Raw genomic sequence first — 22,276 nt, forward strand, 5'->3', positions numbered from 1 at the left:
CGCAATCTCGACCTGACGGCGGAGCGGGGGTAGGGCGCACACCTGTCAGGTGTGACCGTCTCGCTGCGAGTGATCTCGGCTGGGCAGGGCTACGCGTACCTGCTGCGGTCGGTCGTGACCGGTGACGGGCACGAGCCGCGATCATCCGCGTTCACGAGGTACTTCACCGAGGCAGGTACGCCGCCGGGTGTGTGGATGGGCCGCGGGGTCGAGCACCTCGGTGACGGCGTACTGCGATCTGGGATGGCGGTGACGCCGGCGCAGCTGCAGGCGCTGCTGGGGCATGGCGAGGATCCGGTAACAGGTGAGCCGCTGGGGCGCACGTTTCGGGAGTATCCGACGGCGCATGAGCGTGCGTCGCGACGGGTCCGTGGCATCGATCGGACGTTGCCCGCGGCGGAGTTCGATACCCAGGTGGCGCGGGTCCGGACGCAGGAGGCCGCTCGCGGCAGCCAAACGGCGACGGCGGGGTTCGATCTGACGTTCTCGGTGCCGAAGTCGGTGTCGGTGCTGTGGGGGTTGGCGGACGCGACGACGCAGGAGCTGATCGTCGCGGCGCACCATGACGCCGTCGCGCAGGTGCTGGACTTCCTGGAGCGGGAGGTTGCCGCCACCCGGACGGGGCATGGGGGAGTGGCACAGGTCCCGGTGGTCGGGGTGGCGGCGACGGCGTACGACCACTGGGACTCGCGGGCGAACGACCCGCAGCTGCACACGCATCTCGTGATCTCGAACAAGGTCAAGGCCGCCCACGACGGCAAGTGGCGCACCCTGGACTCGCGCGCCCTGCACCATGCCGTGGTCGCACTGTCCGAGCACTACAACGCCGTCCTGGCCGACCGGCTCACCAACACGTTCGGCATCGGATGGGAGCGGCGCGACCGCGGGCCCGACAGGTCGACGCAGTGGGAGATCGCCGGCGTCCCGGACGAGCTGTTGGCGGAGTTCTCCTCCCGGTCTCGGCACATCGACGTCGCCACCGATCGCCTGATCGCCGACTACGAGGCAGCGCATGGCCGCCGACCCTCGCCGCGGGCGATCGTGAGGCTGCGCGCCCAGGCGACCCTCGCCACGCGGCCGGAGAAGTCGATCCACTCCCTGGCGGACCTCACCGCCGGCTGGCGACGTCGGGCAGCACGCCTGATGCGGTGTGATCCGACCGAGTGGGCGCGCGACCGGACCGTCGGAGGAACCGTCCGGTCCCTCACCGCTGACGCCGTGCCTCTCGGCGTCGTCGAGCAGGTCGCGGCCGAGGTGGTGGCGAACGTCTCGCAGAAGCGGTCGACCTGGCAGCACTGGAACCTGTGGGCCGAGGCGTCGCGCCGCACGATGCATCTGCGATTCGTGACGGCAGAGGATCGCGAGCGGGTCGTCGCCATGATCACCGACGCCGCCACTCGCCAATCCGTCCAGCTCACGCCCGGCGAACTGGCCAGCACTCCGGCGGCGATGCGCCGGCCCGACGGGACGAGCACGCTGCGTCCGCTGCACAGCGAGAAGTTCACCAGCGATGAACTGCTCGCGATGGAGGACCGGCTCCTGTACCTCGCCGACGACGCTGGTGGGCCGCTTGTCGACCAGGCAACGGCGTCGCGCGTCGTCGCTGGCTGCACGCCCGACGGCGTCCGGCTCGACGCCGAGCAGGCCCGCGCCGTCGCGCAGCTGCTCATCTCCGGAAGGCGGCTGGACCTGCTCGTCGGCCCGGCTGGCACGGGCAAGACGACGGCGATGCGCGCGCTGGCCGCCGGCTGGATCGCGACGCACGGTCAGGGGAGCGTGGTGGGGATGGCGCCATCGGCCGCAGCCGCTCAGGTGCTCGCCCACGACCTCCAGATCCCCTGCGACAACACCGCGAAATGGATCTACGACCACCGCCGCGGCCGCACAGACCTTGCACCGGGCCGGCTGGTGATCCTCGACGAAGCGACACTCGCATCCACCCGCGCCCTGGACACGATCACAGCCCGCGCCGCTCAGGTCGGAGCCAAGGTCGTCCTCGTCGGCGACCCCGCTCAGCTGCAGTCCGTCGATGCCGGCGGCGCCTTCGCCATGCTGGTCGCGGCACGAGGCGAGGACGCGCCGCGGCTGACCGAGGTGCACCGGTTCATCCATGACTGGGAGAAGACCGCCTCGCTGGGGTTGCGCGACGGCGACCCCACCGTCATCGACGAGTACGAGGCGCACGGCCGACTCCGCGAAGGCAGCACCGACGAGATGGTCGACGCCGCCTACACCGCCTGGCGACACGACGTCGATGCCGGACGGGCGAGCATCCTGGTCACGGAGGCCGCCGCAACCGTCCGGCAGCTCAACGACCGCGCCCGCGCCGAACGCATCGGCCTCGGGCTGACCTCCACCGGACGCGACGTCGCGCTAAAGGACGACACCCGCGTGTCAGCAGGCGACGTGATCATCACGCGCCGCAACGACCGCCGCCTACGCACCGGCGCAACGGGCTGGGTCCGCAACGGCGACCGCTGGACGGTGACCCACGTGCGCCTGGACGGCGGCCTCGAAGTCCGCCCCGAGGGCCGACGCCGAGGGAGCGTGATCCTGCCCGCGGGTTACGTAGCAGTGCACGTCGACCTCGGCTACGCGGTCACGGCCCACCGTGCGCAGGGCCTGACGGTGGACACGGCGCATGTGGTCGTCGCGCCGTCGAGCACGCGAGAGAACCTCTACGTGTCCATGACCCGCGGCCGAGATGCCAACACCGCCTACGTCGCCTTGGACAAGCCCGACCCGCTCCACGCCACGCCGGCCGACCCGGACGTGACCGCGCGCAGCGTGCTGTTGGGCGTGCTGAACCACTCCGGCGTCGAGAACTCGGCACATCAGGAGGTCGAGTCCGAGCAGACCCGGTGGGCCGGCATCCGCGAGCTCGTCGCCGAGTACGAGGCCATCGCCACCAACGCACAGCGAGGGCGCCGGACCCGCCTTCTGGGGGACGCGCTGCGGCAAGCCGGCGGACTCACTCGGGAAGAGGCCGACCAGGCGATCCGCTCTGAAGCGTTCGACGTCCTGACCGCAGGGCTGCGCCGAGCCGAGGCGTTCGGCCAAGACGTCGACACATTGCTCCCCCGCCTCGTCTCTCAGCGTGGCCTGCACGACGCCGAAGACGTCGCGGCCGTGTTGTGCGCCCGCCTGGCGCGAAGCTCGGGCCGTCCCGTTCGTGGCACCACACCAGATCTCATCGCGGGCCTCCTCCCGGCGGCCCGAGGACCGCTGTCGGCCGAGGTCGCCCGCGCGCTCGAGGAGAGGCGTCACCTCATCGAGCAACGCGCTCGCGCTCTCGCCGAGGTCGCAGTAGACCAGGGAGCGAGATGGGTGAGGGGGATAGGTGAATGTCCCACCGATGCGCGCGATCGAGAACGATGGCTGGGGGACCTGACGGTGGTCACCGCATACCGAGAGGTCTACGGCGTCCGTGGGCCGTGGCCGATAGTGCACCGGAGCGACACGACCGCGGCGCCGGCCGGCCTGCGTATGGCTCGTGACGCCTGGCGTCGCGCCGCGTCGCTTGCGCGTCAGCCAGGCCTGGCCGCGGCACAGTCGAGACGTACCCGGGGCGTCCGAGGCGACGGTGCCCCGGTAGAGCGTGCCGGATCGTAGGCGTGACCGTCGACGCGGTGGCGCCTGGCGGCGGAACGGCACGTCATCGTTGCTGACCTGCGCGATGGCTTCTGAGTTCACCCAGACCACCCGTTGCGGCACTCTCCGGCGCCGATAGCCTCGGTCGACATGGAGATCGTTGTCGGACTGATCATCGTCGCGATCGTTCTGTTCTGGCTTGCCAACCGGTCGTCACGGCGCCGCAAGCAGGAGCAGAACAAGTCGTCGGGACCTGCGCCCGGACCGGCACCTGCGCCTGCGGCCCCCGACGCCCCGCAGTCGGCGCCGACGCCTGTCGCCGCACAGGGGACCGTCACGCTCCGGACGTTCGAGCTGTGGGGTTCTCGCCGTCCCGACTTCGAGGTTGTCGGAGAGGCCTACCGCCGCGACGCGTTCCGGAAGATCTACAAGAAGCGGTCACTCGCACCAGGCCAGGAGTTCTACGGTGAGGCGGTGTTGATCCCGGAGCGGGGCAACGTGCATGACGCCAACGCAGTGCGTGTCGACGTCGACGACGTGGCGGTTGGCTACCTGCCTCGGGAGGACGCCGCGCGATATCGCCCGATCCTCGACGACCTGTTTGAGCGAGGCCGTGTCGCGGTGACCCCCGTCCGGGTCTGGGCGACCAACGCTGACGGGACGTGGCGCGCACGGGTGACGATCGCCCTGGGTGATCCGGGTGAGATCGTCCCGGTGAACGAGCCGCCCGGCGGAGATGTCGTCGAGATCCCGCCCAACTCCCGCACCGTGCAGGTGACTGGGGAGGAGCAGCATGCGGACGTGCTCGCCCCCTACGCGCGGGGTGAACGCACGAGCGTGTGGGTGTCACTGCACGGCATCGACAAGCCGGGATCGAGGAGTGGCCAGCGCGTCGTCGAGGTCCGCATCGACGGCCAACGCTGCGGAGCCCTGTCACCTGTCACGTCGAGCGACCTCCTGCCGGTGATCGACCGACTCGAGGCATCGGGGAAGCTCGCGGTCGCGCATGCCTCGGTGAGGGGTAACTCCCTGAAGGCCGACGTCTGCTTCGACGTGATGAAGGCCGGAGATCTCACCGAGGACTGGATCGCGGACAACCTGAACTGACGCGCCGTTCTCCCGAGTCCGGCAGTCCGTCGCTTTCGCTGCACACTGCGTTTCCCACTCCATGGCGTGGCACGGTAGAGGGATGCAGCATTGCGCACCGTCGTACCCCCGCTGGACCCCCGCGGACACCTCTTGGGGAGCAAAGTTGCAGGTCAGCGTGGATTCCGAGCCTTACACCGTGGATGTCGGGGGTTCGAGTCCCTCCGGGCCCACCATGCTTCTGCTGCGTCGACCGCACGACGTCGGCTCGTCCGACTTTCCTATGCTGGCGGCGTGGATCTCACCGAGCTCGTCGCCGTGCCCGCCGCCACGTTCCTGATGGGATCGGACCGGCACTACGCGGAGGAGGGTCCGGCCCACGTGCGGACCGTCGAGGGGTTCGCCGTCGAGCGGCACCCGGTGACGGCGGCGCAGTTCGCGGCCTTCGTCGCCGCCACCGGTCATGTCACGGTGGCCGAGCGGGAGATCGACCCGGCGGACTTCCCCGGCGCGGACCCGGCGGAGCTCGTCCCGGGCTCGCTCGTCTTCACGCCCACGACGGGCCCCGTCGACCTGCGCGACTGGCGGCACTGGTGGCGGTGGCGGCCGGGCGCCTCGTGGCGGCACCCCGCGGGGCGGGGGTCGGACGCGCTCGACCGGCCGGACCACCCCGTCGTCCACGTCGCCTACGCCGACGCCGCGGCCTACGCCGCGTGGGCGGGGCGCCGCCTGCCCACCGAGGCCGAGTGGGAGCTCGCCGCCCGGGGCGGCCTCGACGGCGCGGAGTACGCCTGGGGCGACGAGCGCACGCCCGACGGCCGCGTGATGGCCAACACCTGGCAGGGCGCCTTCCCGCACCGCAACGACGGCTGGGGCGGCACGTCACCCGTGGGCAGCTTCCCGCCCAACGGCTACGGGCTGGTGGACATGATCGGCAACGTCTGGGAGTGGACCAGCGACGCCTACGCGCCGCGGCACGCCGTCCCGGGGAGCGCCGCGCCGAGCCGCGGGGCGCGGACCGACCTCCTCGCGTCGTCGCCGGAACCCACGACGTCGCCGCGCGTCAGCCGGGTCACCAAGGGCGGCTCGCACCTGTGCGCGCCCGAGTACTGCCGCCGGTACCGGCCGGCGGCGCGGTCGTCGCAGACCGACGACTCCGCCACCTCGCACCTCGGGTTCCGTTGCGTGGTGGGCGTGGCGCGGTAGGTCCGCGCGACGCCCGTCCTCAGGACGTGGTGCCGGGGTCGCCGCCCGTGCCGTCGGTGCCCCCCGTGCCGCCGGCGTCGCCGGTCGGCGTGGGGTCGGGCTCCGCGGGGGCGGTGGTGGTCGGGTCCGGGGTGGGCTCGACGTCGGTGGGCGTGGGGTCCGGCTCGGTCGGCTCGTCCGTGGGCGTCGGCGTCGACGTGGGCGTCGGGGTGCTCGTCGGCGTGGGCTTCGAGGTGGGCGTCGGCGTCGAGGTGGGCGTCGGCGTCTCGGTCGGCGTGGGGGTGGGGGACGGTGTGCTGGTCGAGGTCGGGCGCGGCCGCGACGTCTGCCCCGTGCCCGGCTGCGTGGTCGTGGTGGTGGGCTCGTCCGTGGGCGTCGTGGTGGGCGACGGCGACGGGCTGTGGGTCGCGGGGACGACGGGGCGCCCGTCGTCCGGGTCGCGTAGCGACCAGAACGCGAACGCTCCCGCGGACGCCAGGAGGAGCGCGAGCACGACGATGATCGCGATGCGGCGGCCCCGTCGCCGGGGCTCTTCGGCAGCCTCGTCGGCGGCCGCCCCGCCGGCGCCCGGCGCGGGAGGGACGGCGGCCGGGGTGCCCCCGTCGGAGGTCTCGTCGGCGGGTGTCTCGGGCGGCAGCTCGGACGGCGGCACCGCGCCGAACTGCCGCGTGCGCTGGACCTCGGCGTCCGCGGCCGCGGCGGCGCCCGCGGCGGCGGCCATCCCGATCACCGCGGTGCGGTGCGGGTCGTCCTCGACGATCTGGCCGAGCGTCTGGGTCTGGTCGCCGTCGGGCGCGGCGGGTGCGCTGGGGGCGGTGGGCGCTGCCCCGGCCCCCAGGACGGCGGTGCCGCCCGTGCCAAGGAGCGTCACGACGGCGCCCTCCATCGCGACGGTCGTCGCGTAGCGGCGCGCCGGGTTCTTCGCCATCGCCCGGGCCACGAACCGGTCCACCGCCGCGGGGACCGCGGGGCGGCGGGCCGACGGCGCCGGCACCGGCGCCTCGACGTGGGCGCGCAGGACGTCGGCGGGCCGCGCCCGCTCGTACGGCGGGTGCCCCGTGAGGGCGAAGTACGCCAGCGCGCCCGCGGAGTACAGGTCGCTGCGGGCGTCGAGCGGCTTGCCCTGCGCCTGCTCGGGCGACATGTACGCCGCCGAGCCGGTGACGAGGTCGCCGTCGCCGTCGCCGCCGCCAGGACCGGCGAGGCCGAGGTCGAGCAGCCCGACGGCCATCGTGCCGTCCTCGTGCCGGTCGACGACGACGTTGCGCGGCCCGACGTCGCGGTGCACCAGCCCGGCGGCGTGCACCGCCGCGAGCGCGTCGAGCAGCCCGGCCTCCACGGCGAGCGCGTCCTTCCAGGGCAGTCCGGTGCCGGCCGCGAGCTCCGAGAGGGGGACGCCCGGCAGGTGGCGCATCAGGAGCCAGGGCACGTTCGCGCCCGCGACCTCGTCCTCGCCGGTGTCGAGGACCTTCGCGACGCCCGGATGGTCCACCTCGGCGGACGCCGCGATCTCGCTGGCGAGCGCCGTGCGTGCCACCTCGTCGTCGACCAGGTGCGGATGGAGGACCTTGACGAGCAGCTCGGGCTCGGTGCCCTCGGCCGGCTCGTCCCCTTCTGCCGGCTCGGTGCCCTCGGGCTGCTCCTCGGCCTGCTCCTCGCGCGGGAGCCGCGAGGCCTCGTAGACGGTGTAGGTGCCGCCCGTGCCGAGGATGTCGCCGAGCACGTACTTCCCGCCGAGCACCACGTGCCCGCCGGCCGACTCCTCGGTCGGTTCCTCAGGAGTCATCCGGTCACCGCTGCCAGGGCTGCATGCCGCGGCGGACGGCCGCGCCCAGCGGTGTCGTCGGCGCGGCGAACTCGGTCATTTCAGTCATGGGCACTCACAGGATAGGTGGTGAGTGCACACGACGCACGGCACCTCGCGGTGACCCGCGGCACTCCGCGCTCGCGCCGCGCCGCGCGTCAGGTCGTGCGTCAGAGGGCCCGGCGGCCCCACACGCAGACGAACTGGTAGAACCACGAGCGGAACGCCGGGTCACGGGTCAGCTCCTGGTAGCGCTCGAGCTCCCAGGGGGCGGCGCCGGCGGCGAGGATGTGCTCGTACGCCTGCGCGTTGAGGACGGCGTGGAGCAGCGCCCCGGGGGACCCTCCGGCGACGGTCTGCGACACCTCGATGCCCTGCACGTCGACGAGGCCGTGGTCCGTCATCGCGGCGTCGATGCGCGACGCCCAGCCGAAGTCGATGCCCGCCGCGGGGCTCACCACGTCGTGCGAGAGGTGCTGGACCTGGTCCCACACGACGACGTCACGGGCCTCGGGGGCGCTGATCACGGACAGCGGCCGACCGGTGAGATCTCCCACGACGATCCGCCCGCCCGGGGCGAGAGCGGCCGCGAGCTCCGCGAAGACCTCGTCCTTGCGTGGCAGGTGCATGAGGGTGAGGCGGGCGTGGATCAGGTCGTACGGGCCGGCGAGCCCGCCCGGGAGGCCGTCGCCGATGTCGTGGCGGTGCACGACGATGCCGTCGTGCCCGGTGAGGTGGGTGGTGTCGAGGTCGACGGCGACGACCTCACCGGTCGGGCCGACGCGGTCGGCCAGCCAGCGCGCCACGGAGCCGCCCCCGGCTCCGACGTCGAGGCAGCGCATCCCGGGGGAGACCCCGGCGGCGTCGAGGGCGCCGAACGTCCAGCGGTCGAAGATCTGGGCCAGGAGGTCCATGTGGCGGCGGCCGAGGGCCGACCCGGTGTCGAAGAGGTAGTCGGCGGCGTCGAGGTTCGTCTGTGCGTCGAGGTTCGTCTGCGTGGTGGTCATGCCGCGAGCGTGCGGCGGCGTGCGGGGCGCGCACCATCCGTAAACGCACGGATCATCGGGTGCCGCCGCCGGCCTCCTCGCGGGCCATCGCCCAGGCCATGACCTCGAACCGGGTGGTCAGGCCCAGCTTGCGGCGCACGTGCTCCTGGTGCGTCTCGACCGTCCGCCGCGAGATGACGAGCGCCGCGGCGATCTCGACGTTGCTGAGCCCGTGCCCCGTCAGCCGGGCGATCTCGAGCTCGCGGTCCGACAGCGGGGAGGCGGGGACGGGCGGCTCGGCGAGCGCCTCCGCGACGACGTCCTCGACCGGCAGCTCCTCGCCGGCGGCGAGCAGACGGTCCGCCTCGCGTTGCCCCACGCGGGCCTGGGCGGCCTCGAGCGCCTCGCGCGCGACGGTCGCGGCGACCGGAGGCAGGAGGCTGCCGTGCCGGCCGCGGGCGCGCGCGGCCCCGGCGACCCGCAGGGTGGCGGCCGGGCGGCCCTCGCGCTGCGCGAGCGTCGCGGCCGACCACATCCACTCGGTGTCGCCGTCGAGGGCGCCCATGAGCCGCAGGTCGGCGATGGTCGCCGCGAGGTGCCGCCGGTGACCTGCGACGTCGTGCCGCCGGTCGGCGGCGTACGTCAGCCCCATGTGGGTGCGGCGCGACACGGCCGGCACCGGCCCGCAGGACTCGAGCACCCGGAGCGCGTCGGCGTCCGCCTCGGCGCCCCCGTCGACGTCGCCGGCGACGAAGCGGGCCAGCCCGAGCACGGTGTCCGACCACGCCTCGGCCTGCCGGTCGCCGAGCGCACGGAAGAGCGCGACGCTCTCCTCGCCTGCCCGGACGGCGAGGGGGGCGTCCTCGGCCCCCGCCGCGGCCATGGCCAGGGCGCGGAGCCCGCGCGCGACGCCGTCGTCGTCGTCGAGCCCGCGCATGAGGTCGACGACCTCGCGCGCGTGGCCCAGCGCCTCGGCGTAGCGGCCCTGCCGGTACCCGAGGTGGGCGAGCGCGAGGAGCGCCTCGGCCCGGGTGCGGGGCGACGGCGCGCCGCGGTGCAGCAGGTCGTCGACGCGCGCCCGGCCCTCGTTGACCGAACCGCGGTGGTCCCAGAAGCCCACCAGCGGGGTCACGAGCTGCAGCGCGAGGTCGGTGGGCAGCTCGCGAGCCCAGCCCACGGCGGCGAGGACGTTCCGCTCGGCGCGCGCCAGCTCCGGGTACCAGAGGTGGCCGTCCTCCCGCATCAGGGCGCGGTCCGCGCGCCGCGCGAGCGCCAGGAAGTGCTCGGCGTGCCGGCGACGGACGACGTCGGCGTCGCCGCGCGCGGCGAGCAGCGCCGCGCCGTGCTGGCGCAGGGGTTCCAGCACGCGGTACCGCAGCCCTCCCGCCGCGGAGGGGAGGGCCCGCACGAGCGAGTGGTCCACCAGCGCGGCGAGGTCGTCGAGCGAGGGCCCGATCGACCCCGCGACCGCCTGGGCCGCGGCGGCGTCGAAGTCGCCGACGAGCACCGAGAGCTCCTCGAAGAGCGCGGCCTGGGGCGGAGTGAGGAGCCGGAGGCTCCACGCGACGGTGGCGGTCATCGTGCCGAGCGGTCGCCCGCGGGCATTCTCGGCGCGTGGCGCCGCGAGCCCGCCGTCGAGCTCGTGCAGCAGGTCGGGCAGGGACAGGGCCCGGGCCCGCCGGGCCACGAGCTCGATCGCGAGGGGGAGACCGTCCAGCCGCTCGCAGATCCGCCGGACGTGGTCCTGGCCGTCGTCGTCGAGCACGAGGTCGGTCACGAGGGCTGCGCGGTCGGTGAAGAGCTCGGCGGCCTCGCCGGGGGACAGGGGCGGCACCTGGCTCAGCCGCTCGCCGGGCACGGCCAGCGGGACCCGGCTGGTGACCAGGACGCGGACGCGGGGCGCGGCCACGAGGACGCGGCCGATCAGGCCCGCGAGCCGGCCCGCCACGTGCTCGCCGTTGTCGAGCAGCAGGAGCAGCTCGGCGGGCCCGAGGGCGTCGACCAGCGCGTCCTCCACGGCCGCGTCGCCGTCGTCCCCGACCCCCAGGGCCGCCGCGACCGCGGGCGCGAGGTCGTCCGGGCCGGTCACGGCCGCGAGGCCGATCGTCCGGACACCGTCGCGGAACGCGCCGCCCGCCGCCCGCGCGACCTGGAGCGCGAGCCGCGTCTTGCCGGCGCCCGGGGCCCCGACCATCGTGACGAGACGGTGCTCGCGCAGCAGCTGGACGGTGTCCGTGATCTCCGCCGCCCTGCCGACGAACCGCGTCAGGTCGTCCCGCATCCCCGGCCAGGCGTCATCGCGCTCGCCGCGCACGTGCCCACCCCCCCGTCGGCCGGCTGGCGCCGACCAGTCTAGGAGCGGAAGTGCGGGAGTGCCCGGGCCGGGCACCTTGCCGGGCGCGCGGCGCTCAGGTCCGGGCGACCGCCGCGAGCACGGCGTCGTCGAGGTCGCGGTCGGCGAGGACGAGCCGTACGGCGTCGGGGTCGGGGTTGCCGGCATCGGGCCCGCGCCACACGAGCCGCAGCCCCGCCCGCTGCGCCGTCGCGCGCGACGCGGCGTTGTGCTCCAGCAGGAATGCGACGACGGGGACGTCGGGCAGACGCTCCGCGGCGAGGTCGAGGGCCGCGCGGGAGAGCTCGACGGCGAACCCGTGGCCCTGCTGCTCGGGGGACAGGCGGTAGTAGAGGTTGAGCGCCCCGGTGGGCCGCAGCCGCACGCCGCCGATCCCGACGAACGCGCCGTCGTCGCGTCGCCGCGTCGTCCAGTAGCCGATGCCGTCGCGCGCCCAGTCGGCCGCGAAGTCCTCCAGCTGGGCGGCGGTCTGCTCGCGGCTGGTGTGCCGCCCGACGGGGAAGTGCACCCAGACGCGCGGGTCGGCGTGCAGGTCGTGCAGCGCGTCCAGGTCGGCGGGGGCGACGGGCGCGAGGTCGAGGCGGTCGGTGGTGCGGTGGTCGGAGGCCGATGTCCCGGCGGCGACGTGCGGGCTGTCGTGCGAGGTCACGCCGCGACGCTACGGGCGGGTACCGACAGGTGCGCCACGAGTCGAGGTCACGCCTCGGCGAGGTCGGCCAGCGCGCTCTCGATCGCGCGGTGGAACGTGGGGTAGGCGTAGATCATGTGGCGCAGCCCGGCCACGGGCACCCGGGCCTGCACGGCGAGCGTGAGCACGGCGAGGATCTCGCCGCCCGCCGGGCCGGCGACGGTCGCGCCGACCAGCACGCCGGCGTCGGCGTCCTCGACCAGCTTCACCAGGCCCGCGTTGCCCGGCCCGTGCACGAAGCCGCGCGAGGAGGCGGCCAGGTCGGTGCTGCCGGTGCGGACGTCGAGCCCGGCCTCGCGGGCCGCGGCCTCGGTGAGCCCGACGCCGCCGATCTCCGGGTCAGTGAACGTCACGTGCGGCACGGCGCGGTAGTCTGCCCGCTCGGCGTCGTCCCCGTCCGTGCCGAGGATGTCCGCGACGGCGATGCGCGCCTGGTACATCGAGACGTGCGTGAACGCGCCCTTGCCCGTGACGTCGCCGATCACCCAGACGCCGTCGGCGGCGCGGAGGCGGTCGTCGACGGCGATCGTGCGGCCGGTGTCGTCGATCCCGGCCGCGGCGACCCCGAGCGCCCGCAGGTCGGTGCGGCGCCCGGCGGCGACGAGCAGGCGCTCGGAGACCAGCTGCGTGCCGTCGCCGAGGGTGAGCGTGAACGTGGAGCCGTCGTGTCCCACACCGGCGGCCCTCGCGTCCGTGCGCACGCCGATGCCCTCGGCGGCGAACCGGCCGGCCAGCAGCTCGCTCGCCTCGGGCTCGTCGGGGCCGAGCAGGCGCGGACCGGCCTCGACCACCTCGACGGCGGTGCCGAACCGCGCGAAGACCTGCGCCAGCTCGCAGCCGATGGCCCCGCCGCCGAGCACCGTGAGCGACGTGGGCGCCGCGGTGGCGCGCACCGCGTCCCGGTTGGTCCAGTACGGCGTGCCGGCCAGGCCCTCGACGGGCGGCACGGCGGGCTCGGTGCCCGGGTTGAGCACGACGCCCCGCGTCGCGCGGAACCGGCGCTCGCCGTCGGCGGTGGCGACCGCCACCTCGCGCGGGCCGACGAGGCGCCCGCGGCCGCGCACGACGCGCGCCCCCGCCTTCTCCAGCCGCTCGACGGCGGCGGTGTCGTCCCAGTCGGCGGTGGCCTCGTCGCGCACGCGCCGCGCCACCGGCGCCCAGTCCGGCGTGACCTCCACGCTCCCGGCGAGCGTGGCCGCGCGCCGGGCCTCGGCGAGCGCGTCCGACGCGCGCACCATCATCTTGGTCGGGATGCAGCCGAAGTACGGGCACTCGCCGCCGACCAGGCGCGCCTCGACCGCGACGACGTCGAGGCCCGCGCGCGCCAGCCGGCCGGTCGCGTCCTCCCCGCCCGGGCCGGTGCCGATCACCACGACGTCGACGGTCTCGACGGGCTGCTCGGTCGTCATGCGAACCTCCTCGCGCGCGGGTGAGTGGCCGGGTGCGCCGACCTCGGCCAGCGCACCACATCGGCGCGCTCGTCGCGCGGCGAGGACCGCGTCGGTGGTGCGGCCGTGGTGCGTCGGTGGCGCACGGCAGGATGGCGTCGTGCACGTCGTCCTGACCCGAGGGCCCGGCGGCACGGTCCGCGTGCACGACGGTGCGCCCCGCGCCGTGCCTGCCTCCGGTCTGCCCGCTGCCGACCTGCCCGAGTTCGTCGCGGCGGGGGAGGCCGCCCAGGGTGGCGGGCCCCTCCCGCGCTGGACGTGGGACGACACGAACCGCTGGTACCCCGACCTGCTGCGCGCGGGCGTGCGCGTGGAGCGCGCGCACGACCTGCGGCTGGTGCACCGGATCCTGCGGCACTCCGCGTCCACCGCCGGGTCGGCGCTCGCGGCCGCCCCGGCCGGGGCCTGGGACGCGATGGCCCCGACGCCCGCGGGCACCGCGCTGCCGGTGGGCGCTCGCCGCGCACCGCAGGACGACGCCCTCTTCGACCTCGCCGGGCCCCTGACCACGACCGCGACGTCGGCCCCGGCGGAGGGGCTGGACCCGGCCGCCGAGCTGGGGCTCCAGGAGGACGCGGTGCGCGGGTCGGCGGCGCCCGGACGGCTGCGCCTGCTCGCGGCGGGGGAGTCGGCGGGCGCGCTGGTGGCCGCGGAGATGCACCACGCCGGGCTGCCGTGGCGCGGCGACGTGCACGACGCGATCCTCACCGAGGCCCTGGGGCCGCGACCCTCGGAGGGGCAGCGGCCCGCTCGGCTCGAGGAGCTCGCGCGGCAGATCCGCGCGGCCCTGGACGCGCCGCCGTCCCTCAACCCGGACTCCCACCCCGACCTGCTCAAGGCGATGCAGTACGCCGGTGTGGGGGCGCGCAGCCTGCGCAAGTGGGAGCTGGAGACGATCGACCACCCGGTGGTCGCGCCGCTGCTGGAGTACAAGAACCTCTACCGCCTGCTCACGGCCAACGGCTGGCACTGGCTCGACGAGTGGGTGACCGACGGCCGGTTCCGCACGGAGTACGTGGTGGGCGGCGTGGTCACGGGCCGCTGGGCGTCGACGGGCGGCGGCGCGCTGCAGCTGCCGAAGGGCGTGCGCCGCGCGGTCGTGGCGGATCCGGGCTGGTGCCTCGTCGTGGCGGACGTCGCCCAGCTCGAGCCGCGCGTGCTCGCAGGCATGGCGGGCGACGAGGCCATGGCCGGCGCGGGCCGGGCGGGCGACCTGTACGCCGGCATCGTCGCCTCGGGGGCCGTGCCCACCCGGGAGCTCGCCAAGGTGGGCATGCTCGGCGCGATGTACGGGGGAACCACCGGGGCCAGCGCGCAGGTGCTGCCGCGGCTCGGGCGGGAGTACCCGCGCGCGATCGCGCTGGTGGAGGAGGCCGCGCGCACCGGCGAGCGCGGCGGCGTGGTCTCGACGTGGCTCGGGCGGTCGTCGCCGGCCCCCGGCTCGGCGTGGGACGAGGCGCAGGCCGGCGCGTTCGCGGACGACGCCGGCGCGGATGCGGCGGCCCGCGCCCGGTCGGTCACGCGCTCGTGGGGCAGGTTCACCCGCAACTTCGTGGTGCAGGGCACGGCGGCGGAGTGGGCGCTGTGCTGGATGGCGTCGATCCGGCGTCGGCTGTGGGCGCTCGGCACGGCGCCGGGGGCCCGGGCGGGCCTGGCACCCGCGCCGTTCGCCGACCGGCCCCACCTCGCGTTCTTCCTGCACGACGAGGTCGTGGTGCACGCGCCGCTCGAGCTCGCCGACGCCGTCGCCGCCGAGGTGCGGGCCGCGGCCGAGGAGGCCGGACGGCTGCTGTTCGGCGACTTCCCGGTCGACTTCCCGCTGACGGTCGCGACGGTCGACTCGTACGCGGAGGCCAAGTAGCCGTCCCCGGCTTTAGGGTCGGGCCATGGCCACCGGCACCGCAGACAGCACCGCACCCAGCACCCCGGCCCTGCGCGACGTCGTCGCCGTCCTGGAGGACCTGTACCCGCCGGCGACGGCGGAGGGCTGGGACGCCGTCGGGCTGGCCCTGGGCGACCCGGCCGCGCCGGTGCGCAAGGTGCTGCTCGCCGTCGACCCCGTGGCCGACGTCGTCGACGAGGCGATCGCGTGGGGCGCGGACCTGCTGATCACCCACCACCCGCTGTTCCTGCGGCCGGTGCACTCGGTGGCGGCCACGACCTTCAAGGGCGACGTCGTGCACCGGCTGCTGACGGCCGGTTGCGGCCTGTACGTCGCGCACACCAACGCCGACGCCGCGCCGCGCGGGGTCGCGGACGCGCTGGCCGACCTCGTCGGCATCGCCGACCGGCGCCCCCTCGTGGTGGGCGACGACGCCGACGGAGTCGAGCGCGGGATCGGGCGCGTGGGGCGGCTCGCCGAGCCGACGACGCTGGGGGCGTTCGCCGAGCGTGTCGCCTCCGTGCTGCCCGCCACGGCGCAGGGCGTGCGGGTGGCGGGCGACCCGGACGCCCCGGTCGCGACGGCCGCCGTCGTGGGCGGGTCGGGGGACTCGCTGTTCGACGCCGTCCGCGCGGCCGCCGTCGACGTGTACGTGACCGCGGACCTGCGCCACCACCCGGCCTCCGAGCTGCGCGAGCGCGCCGTCTTCGAGGCCCGCGGCACGGGCGGCGCGGCGGCGACGCCGTACCTCGTGGACGTGGCGCACTTCGCGAGCGAGTGGCCATGGCTGCGGTACGCCTCCGAGGATCTTCTGGCGCGGCTGCCAGAGGGTACGGTGACCACCAGGGTGAGCACGATCGGCACCGACCCGTGGACCGCGCGGGTGGCGAGCACGGCTCGTTGACGCCGCCGGGCGCCCCACCAGCTGAACACACGCGAGAGGACCCACCCGTGGCCACTGCACCGTCCGAGGACCAGCGCCGACTGCTCGAGGTCCAGGCCCTCGACACGCGGCTGCAGCAGCTCGTCCACCAGCGCCGGAACCACCCGTCGCTGGCCACGATCGCCGAGCTCGACGGTCGTATGGGCGACCTGCACACGTCGCTCGTCGACTCCCGCACCGCGGTGGGCGACCTCGAGCGCGAGGTCGCGAAGGCGGAGGCCGACGTCGCGCAGGTGCGCACGCGCGCGACGAAGGACCAGCAGAAGCTCGACTCCGGCGCCCTGTCCGCGAAGGACTCCCAGGCGCTCGTCAGCGAGCTCGAGTCCCTCGCGCGACGGCAGTCGGTGCTGGAGGACACGGAGCTCGAGGTCATGGAGCGCCTCGAGGCGCACCAGGCCGCGCTCGCCGAGGTCGAGTCCGCCCACGCGGAGCTCCAGGCCGCCAAGGACGCCGCGGCCGCCGAGCGCGACGCGGCCTGGGCGGAGATCAACGCGACGGGGTCGAAGGTCAAGGCGGAGCGCGAGGCTGCCGCGGCGGGCCTCGACGCCGGCCTCCTCGCCCTGTACGACAAGCTGCGGGCGCAGCTCGGCGGCGTGGGCGCCGCGGCGCTGCGCGGCGGCCGGTGCGAGGGCTGCCGGCTGGAGCTCAACCCGGGCGACCTCGCGGCCGCCAAGGGCGCCCCGGCCGACCAGATCGTGCGCTGCGAGGAGTGCGGCCGCATCCTCGTGCGCCTGCCCGACGAGGGCGCGGCGGCCTGATGGCCCGCCCGTCCGGGGCGAGCCCGCTGGACCCCGCCGCCTCCCGGACGGTCGTCCTGGTGCGGCACGGCGTCACCGCCCTGACGGAGGCGCGCGCCTACTCGGGCGGCAGCGTGCCCGGCCCGCCGCTCACCCCGCGCGGGCGCACCCAGGCGGCGCGCGCCGCGGACGCCGTCTTCCGGATCGGCAAGGACCTGTGGCCGGACCTGCCGCGCGCTGGCGCCCTCGTCGCGTCGCCGATCGTGCGCGCGGTGGAGACGGCCGCCGCGATCGGGCGCCGGACCGGGCAGCACGTGCGCACCGACGAGCGGTTCGCCGAGGGCGACTTCGGCGCCTGGGAGGGGCTGACGCCGGAGGAGATCGCCGCCGGCTGGCCGGACGAGCTCGCGGCGTGGACGGCGACCGGCACCACCCCCGCGCCGGGCGGCGAGTCGTACGCGGCCGTGGGCGAGCGGGCCTGGGGCGGGCTGCGCGACGTGGTCGCGGCGGCCGACCCGGCCGCCACCAGCGTCGTCGTCGCGCACACCGTGACGATCCGCGCCCTCGTCGGCCGCGCGCTCGGCGCCCCGCCCGCGTCGTGGCCGCGGCTGCGGGTGCCGCCGTGCTCGCTCACCGTGCTGCGGTTCGCGGTCGACGACGGCGAGCCGGCCCTCGCGGAGGTCACCGCGACCGGGTTCCCGACCGACGTCTGATCCCGGGCCCGGACCGGCCGCACGAGAACCGTCCCGTCGTCAGCGTTTCGGGGGCTTCGGCGGCGTCGCGAGCGCGAGGTCGACACCGCGCGCCACCCAGGCGTGCAGGGCTGCCTCGTCGGCCGTGACCGACGCGGGCACCCCCACCATGCCGCGCATGACGCGCTCGCCCATCCGCAGCTCGTGACTGCCGTCGGCGAGGGCGTCGTCATAGCCGTCCGTGCCGACATGGACCATCAGCTCGTCGCGCGTGATCCCGACGGCCATGTGCGTGTGCACCAGGAACGCCAGGCCGCCGAACATCTTCTGCTCGGTGAAGTCGGCGCGCTCGCCGACGGCGTCGCGCACGCGGGCGGCGAGGTCCTCGTCGTAGGCCATGCGGCCAGTGTGCGCCGGGTGCCCGACGTCCCGCCCGCCGGCACCGGTACCCGCACCGGCGCCGTAGCCCCGTGCGGTCAGGCGATGACGACCTCGAGCGTGCGCGGCCCGCGCCGCGTGGTGGCGTCGTGCAGCGTCGCCTCGACCATCCGGTACGACAGGCCGGTGCCCACCTCCGTGCCGATGACCTGGCCGTCGAGCTCGCGGGCGGCGTCGAGGAGCTGGTCGGCGCTGGTCGGCGCGGGGCCGGAGCGGCGCAGCAGGTGCCCGGTGAGCACGCCGCGCGTGTGCTTGGCGTTGTGCGACACGACCGTGCGCTTGCCGTCGGCCTCGCGCACGACCCGCACCGTGACCCAGTCCGTCGCGTCGTCGCCGGTAGTGGCGGGCTTCCATGCGGCGAGGTAGGCGGCCGACCGGCAGTCGACGACGACGTCGCCCGCGGCCCGCGCGTCGAGCGCGGCGGCCAGGTGCGGGCGCCATGCGGTGGCGAGCTTGCCGACGCCCGGCAGGTCCACGGCCATCGAGAGGCGGTAGGCGGGGATGAGGTCGGCGGGGGAGACGGCGCCCCACAGGCCGGAGAACACGCGCACGTCGCGGGCGGCGACGTCCGCGACGTCGTCGGGGAGGTCGGCCAGGCCCGCCGCCGCGTACAGGACGCCCGTGTACACACGGGACGCGGGCGCGGTGGGCGCGGCCTTGAGCTCGGTGTTGCGCGCGACCACGTCGACGAGCGACGCGCCCACGCCCAGGAGGGCGGTGGCGTCCGGCCGCGCGCTCGTGGCGGCGAGCGCGTCGAGGACGGCGCGCCGCTGGTCGGTGAGGTGCTCCGCCGCCGTGAGGCGGGCCAGGTCGACCGGGGCGGCGCCGACGGGCGCGGGGGTCTTGCCCTCGGAGGGCGGCAGGCAGATCAGCACCCGGACACCTTAAGCGGGCGCGTCCGGCGGGTCGTCACCGGGGGACGGCGACCGGCTCGTCCCAGTCGACGCGGTAGTCCGTGACCCAGTCGTGCGTCCTGCGCGCGGCGGCCCGACCCACGAGCGGCAGGATGACGCGGTCGCGCAGTGTCCTGGTGACGAGGCCGGGGATCTTGAGGTTCGACGTGCGCTTCGCCTGCGCGACGAGCCGCTCCACCCGACGGCGGCGCAGCCCTTCGAAGGCGGCGAACGCGGCGGCGGGCTCGCCGAGGTCGCGCAGACAGCGCGCCAGGACGAGGCCGTCCTCGAGCGCCAGCGACGCGCCCTGCCCCGACGTCGGGGAGATCGCGTGCGCGGCGTCGCCGACGAGCCCGACCGGGCCGCGGTGCCACACCGGCACCTGCGGGAGGTCGCGGGTGGCCCAGGGGCCGTCGATCGTCGGGCTGGCGTCGACGAGCGCGAGCGCGGGGGAGTCGTCGTCGGCGAACAGGCGCCGCAGCTCGGCGCGCCACGCGTCCGGGGTCCACGCGGCGAGGTCGGCGTCGGACGGCTCCGCGGGCTCGGGCAGGTTGGCGAACCACCACACGTCGCCCGGACCGCGCCGGACGTACGCGAAGAACGCGCGCTTCCCGAAGACCATCGTGAAGACGCCGTCGGGGCCGTCGACGTCCACGCCGCGCGCGTAACCACCGGTGTTGAGCAGGCCGGTGTAGCGCGGGGCGGGGGCTGACGGGTCGAGGATCTGTCGCGTGCGGGAGCGGATGCCGTCGGCGCCGACGAGCAGGTCGGCCGTGGTCGTGCTGCCGTCGGCGAACGCGGCGGTGACCCGGCCGTCGGCACGGACCTCGGCGTCGACGAGGCGACGACCGTGCTCGACCGCGATGCCGCGCCGCTCCGCCGCGTCGCGCAGGGCGGCGTAGAGGTCTGCCCGACGCACCGTCTGGCTGCGCACCCCGCCGCCGGGTGCGGACTGGGGGACGGTGGCCACCAGCCGACCGGTCTCGTTGCGCATCTGCATGGTGGGGGTGTCGAAACCCCCGAGGTCGCCGTGGTCCACGCCGAGCACCTCGAGCGCGTGCAGCCCGTTGGGGGCCACGGTGAGGAACGAGCCGGCGTCGTCCGCGGAACGGTCGTACGCCTCGACGACGCGGACGTCGAGGCCTGCCTTCTGGAGGGCCATGGCGGTCGCCGGCCCGGCGACGCCCCCTCCGATCACGAGTGCTTCCATGCTGACACCATAAAATGGCTAGCCATAAATTGGCAAGGGGGTCGATCGTCGCCCTAGGCTGTGCCCGTGACCGATCGACCGCGCTCGCCGCTCGCGATGGTGCTGCTCGCCCTCCTGGCCGAGGAGCCGATGCACGCCTACCGGATGCAGCGTCTGCTCAAGACCCGCCAGAAGGACGCCGTCGTCAACGTGGCGCGCAGCAACAGCGTCTACCAGGCGCTCGACCGCCTCGAGCGCGACGGGTACGTCACCGCGGGGGAGAAGGTCGCGGCGGACTCCGCGCCGGCCCGCGTGGTGTACGCGCTCACGGACGCCGGCCGCGAGGTGCTCTGGCGGTGGATGGACGCGGCGCTCGCGGCGCCCGCGCGGGAGTTCCCCGAGTTCCGCGCCGTGCTCGCGGTGGTCTCGCTCCATGCCCCCGAGCTGGTCGCCGACCGGCTCGAGGAGCGCGCGGCGAGGCTCGAGGAGATCCTCGAGAAGGCGGCCGGCGAGGACGAGGCCATGACGCAGATGGGGCTGCCGCGCGTGCTCATGCTGGAGAACGAGCACCTCGTGGCCGTGACCGCCGCCGAGCTGGCGTGGGTGCGCGCCGTCGTCGCCGACCTGCGCTCCGGCGCGCTCTCCTGGGACGCCGACCAGATGCGCGCCACCAGCGCCGCCCACGAGAGCGCCGACTGACCGGGCCGGTCCGACAGGTGGGATGCCCCCGGGACAGTCCCGACGCCGTCGGCTAGCGTCGCCGGGCATGGTCCAGGTGAAGGTCTACGGCAACCGGTCGGTGTGGGGTCAGCGGCGCGCGGAGGTCTCCGACGCGCTGCACGCGGCGCTGGTCGGGGCCTGGCAGATCCCCGAGGACAAGCGGTTCCACCGGTTCCTGCTGCTGGACGACGGCGACCTCGTCGCCCCGCGCTCCGACGAGTACCTGATGATCGAGATCGTCGCGTTCGCCGGGCGCTCGCGGGAGGCGAAGCGCGAGCTGATCCGCCGCGTCTACGACGACGTCGCCCCCGCGCTGGGCGTGGCCGCCGACGACGTCGAGCTCGTCGTCATCGAGTCGCCCGCCGAGAGCTGGGGCATCCGTGGCCGGTCGGGGGACGAGCTCTCGCTGAGCTACAAGGTCGACGTCTGAAGTCGACGTCTGAACCCGCAGGCAGGACCGCATAGACTGTGTCACGCGGACGAGTCGGTCGGACGGTCGCGTCGGCGGTGCCCTCGGGCGTCGTCGCCGAGGAACGTCCGGGCTCCGAAGGGCGAGGTGGTGGCTAACGGCCACCCGGGGTGACCCGCGGGACAGTGCCACAGAGAACAGACCGCCGACGCCGGGCGACCGGCGTAGGTAAGGGTGAAACGGTGGTGTAAGAGACCACCAGCGCGGCCGGTGACGGTCGTGGCTCGGTAAACCCCACCTGGAGCAAGGTCAGACAGATTGTGTTTGAGGGTTGCCCGCCCGATTCTCTGGTGAGAAGCACAGTCGGGTAGACCGCTCGAGCCCTGCGGCAACGCAGGGCCTAGATGGATGACCGTCGCCCGCGCCCGGGTAACCGGGCGCGGGAACAGAACCCGGCGTACAGACCGGCTCGTCCGCTTCATACGGTCTGACCTGCGGCTGGAGCTCGACCAGCAGGTCGACCGCCCCCGGACGGCGCACGACGACCCGACCGTGAGCGCCGACGTCGTCGAGGGGCAAGCGTCCGACGTCGTCGTCGACGCCTCGAAGGCCGCCGACCTCCTCGTCGTCAGGCGAGGGCCTTCGTCTTGAGCTGTGCGAACTCGGTCGCGTCGATCGCACCGGAGTCGAGCAGCGCCTTCGCCTGCGCGATGTCGTCGGCGGCGGACCGTGACGTGCCGACCGTCGACCGGATGTACTCGTCGGTCATCTGCCTCTGCGCCACGCGCTCCTCGTGGTGCCGCTCGGCCATCCCGCGGCCGCGCGCGATGAGGTAGACCAGCGCGGACAGCAGGGGCAGCACGATGAGGAAGACGACCCACAGCGCCTTCCACCAGCCGTTGAGCGACCGGTCGCGGAACAGGTCGGCGACGATCTGGAACAGCATGATCAGGTAGGCGAACAGGAAGAACCACCAGAGCATCAGCCAGAACCAGTCCCAGAAGGTGTCCATCGCGGGGCTCCTCAGGTCGGAGGGGCGGCCGCCCGGCGTGGCGGCCACCCCTACTGTCGGGGCGGGCGACGGCCGCGGCCTCACCCGCCGGGGGTAGTCGCGTCCCCGCAGGCCGGAGGGCATGCCGGCACGCTCACCCGGGGCGGGTGAGGCAGCCGCGCCGGGTCGCTGTGAGGGTGGACGCGCACCGTGAGGAGGC

General features: G+C 75.0%; 18 protein-coding genes and 1 other RNA gene. 10 read left to right on the plus strand and 9 right to left on the minus strand.

Features of this window, described 5'->3' with window-relative positions; all coding sequences use genetic code 11:
- The first annotated feature begins 51 nt into the window (after window positions 1-51).
- The 3 genes from mobF (at window position 52) to ACWF41_RS04195 (ending at window position 5,883) form a co-directional block, all read left to right on the plus strand.
- A complete protein-coding gene (gene mobF, locus ACWF41_RS04185; protein WP_380316581.1) occupies window positions 52-3,612 on the plus strand; it encodes a MobF family relaxase in 3,561 nt (1,186 codons plus the stop codon).
- A gap of 129 nt (window positions 3,613-3,741) precedes the next feature.
- Entirely contained in the window at window positions 3,742-4,698 is a 957-nt protein-coding gene (locus tag ACWF41_RS04190) for an HIRAN domain-containing protein (RefSeq protein WP_380316584.1), read from the plus strand.
- A gap of 273 nt (window positions 4,699-4,971) precedes the next feature.
- Complete coding sequence (locus ACWF41_RS04195) at window positions 4,972-5,883, plus strand: SUMF1/EgtB/PvdO family nonheme iron enzyme (RefSeq protein ID WP_380316587.1); 912 nt, start codon at window positions 4,972-4,974, stop codon at window positions 5,881-5,883.
- A gap of 19 nt (window positions 5,884-5,902) precedes the next feature.
- On the opposite strand, the gene ACWF41_RS04200 is transcribed toward ACWF41_RS04195, so the two are convergent.
- The 5 genes from ACWF41_RS04200 to ACWF41_RS04220 all read right to left on the minus strand — a co-directional run bounded on the left by ACWF41_RS04200 (window position 5,903) and on the right by ACWF41_RS04220 (window position 13,123).
- Entirely contained in the window at window positions 5,903-7,669 is a 1,767-nt protein-coding gene (locus ACWF41_RS04200) for a serine/threonine-protein kinase (protein ID WP_380316590.1), read from the minus strand.
- A gap of 188 nt (window positions 7,670-7,857) precedes the next feature.
- On the minus strand, window positions 7,858-8,694 hold the full coding sequence (locus ACWF41_RS04205; RefSeq protein WP_380316593.1) for a class I SAM-dependent methyltransferase: 837 nt from the start codon (window positions 8,692-8,694) through the stop codon (window positions 7,858-7,860).
- A gap of 52 nt (window positions 8,695-8,746) precedes the next feature.
- Window positions 8,747-10,987 (minus strand): ATP-binding protein, encoded by a 2,241-nt coding sequence (locus tag ACWF41_RS04210; RefSeq protein ID WP_380316596.1) that lies wholly within the window; start codon window positions 10,985-10,987, stop codon window positions 8,747-8,749.
- 94 nt (window positions 10,988-11,081) lie between these two features.
- Window positions 11,082-11,675 carry a GNAT family N-acetyltransferase gene (locus ACWF41_RS04215; protein ID WP_380316598.1) on the minus strand — a complete coding sequence of 198 codons (594 nt, stop codon included), beginning with the start codon at window positions 11,673-11,675 and terminating at the stop codon, window positions 11,082-11,084.
- Between the two features lie 47 nt (window positions 11,676-11,722).
- Complete coding sequence (locus ACWF41_RS04220) at window positions 11,723-13,123, minus strand: dihydrolipoyl dehydrogenase family protein (protein WP_380316601.1); 1,401 nt, start codon at window positions 13,121-13,123, stop codon at window positions 11,723-11,725.
- Window positions 13,124-13,262: 139 nt separating this feature from the next.
- On the opposite strand from ACWF41_RS04220, the gene ACWF41_RS04225 reads away from it, so the two are divergent.
- Genes ACWF41_RS04225 through ACWF41_RS04240 form a run of 4 tightly spaced genes read left to right on the plus strand, consistent with a single transcriptional unit; the run spans window position 13,263 to window position 17,437 of the window.
- Complete coding sequence (locus tag ACWF41_RS04225) at window positions 13,263-15,023, plus strand: bifunctional 3'-5' exonuclease/DNA polymerase (RefSeq protein WP_380316604.1); 1,761 nt, start codon at window positions 13,263-13,265, stop codon at window positions 15,021-15,023.
- A 25-nt stretch (window positions 15,024-15,048) separates the two neighbouring features.
- On the plus strand, window positions 15,049-15,948 hold the full coding sequence (locus ACWF41_RS04230) for a Nif3-like dinuclear metal center hexameric protein (protein ID WP_380316607.1): 900 nt from the start codon (window positions 15,049-15,051) through the stop codon (window positions 15,946-15,948).
- A gap of 47 nt (window positions 15,949-15,995) precedes the next feature.
- The gene (locus ACWF41_RS04235; RefSeq protein ID WP_380316610.1) at window positions 15,996-16,745 is read left to right on the plus strand and encodes a zinc ribbon domain-containing protein; all 750 of its coding nucleotides are present in this window, start codon (window positions 15,996-15,998) and stop codon (window positions 16,743-16,745) included.
- A complete protein-coding gene (locus ACWF41_RS04240; protein WP_380316613.1) occupies window positions 16,745-17,437 on the plus strand; it encodes a histidine phosphatase family protein in 693 nt (230 codons plus the stop codon). Before ACWF41_RS04235 ends, ACWF41_RS04240 begins: the two co-directional genes overlap by 1 nt.
- Window positions 17,438-17,476: 39 nt before the next feature.
- Here the strand turns inward: ACWF41_RS04240 and ACWF41_RS04245 are convergent, their stop codons facing one another.
- The 3 genes from ACWF41_RS04245 to ACWF41_RS04255 all read right to left on the minus strand — a co-directional run bounded on the left by ACWF41_RS04245 (window position 17,477) and on the right by ACWF41_RS04255 (window position 19,957).
- Window positions 17,477-17,815 carry a TfoX/Sxy family protein gene (locus tag ACWF41_RS04245; RefSeq protein ID WP_380316616.1) on the minus strand — a complete coding sequence of 113 codons (339 nt, stop codon included), beginning with the start codon at window positions 17,813-17,815 and terminating at the stop codon, window positions 17,477-17,479.
- A 77-nt stretch (window positions 17,816-17,892) separates the two neighbouring features.
- Window positions 17,893-18,729, minus strand: a complete 837-nt coding sequence (locus tag ACWF41_RS04250) for a YaaA family protein (protein WP_380316619.1) — start codon at window positions 18,727-18,729, stop codon at window positions 17,893-17,895.
- A gap of 34 nt (window positions 18,730-18,763) precedes the next feature.
- On the minus strand, window positions 18,764-19,957 hold the full coding sequence (locus tag ACWF41_RS04255) for an FAD-dependent monooxygenase (protein ID WP_380316622.1): 1,194 nt from the start codon (window positions 19,955-19,957) through the stop codon (window positions 18,764-18,766).
- 66 nt (window positions 19,958-20,023) lie between these two features.
- On the opposite strand from ACWF41_RS04255, the gene ACWF41_RS04260 reads away from it, so the two are divergent.
- From ACWF41_RS04260 to rnpB, 3 genes are all read left to right on the plus strand, one after another.
- Window positions 20,024-20,635 (plus strand): PadR family transcriptional regulator, encoded by a 612-nt coding sequence (locus ACWF41_RS04260; protein WP_380316625.1) that lies wholly within the window; start codon window positions 20,024-20,026, stop codon window positions 20,633-20,635.
- 67 nt (window positions 20,636-20,702) lie between these two features.
- Window positions 20,703-21,086 (plus strand): tautomerase family protein, encoded by a 384-nt coding sequence (locus ACWF41_RS04265; protein ID WP_380316628.1) that lies wholly within the window; start codon window positions 20,703-20,705, stop codon window positions 21,084-21,086.
- Between the two features lie 50 nt (window positions 21,087-21,136).
- Window positions 21,137-21,541: RNase P RNA component class A (gene rnpB, locus ACWF41_RS04270), an RNA gene on the plus strand.
- 152 nt (window positions 21,542-21,693) lie between these two features.
- Here the strand turns inward: rnpB and ACWF41_RS04275 are convergent.
- Complete coding sequence (locus ACWF41_RS04275) at window positions 21,694-22,077, minus strand: hypothetical protein (RefSeq protein ID WP_380316631.1); 384 nt, start codon at window positions 22,075-22,077, stop codon at window positions 21,694-21,696.
- Window positions 22,078-22,276 lie beyond the last annotated feature (199 nt).

It is taken from the genome of Isoptericola sp. NPDC055063, from assembly GCF_053608125.1.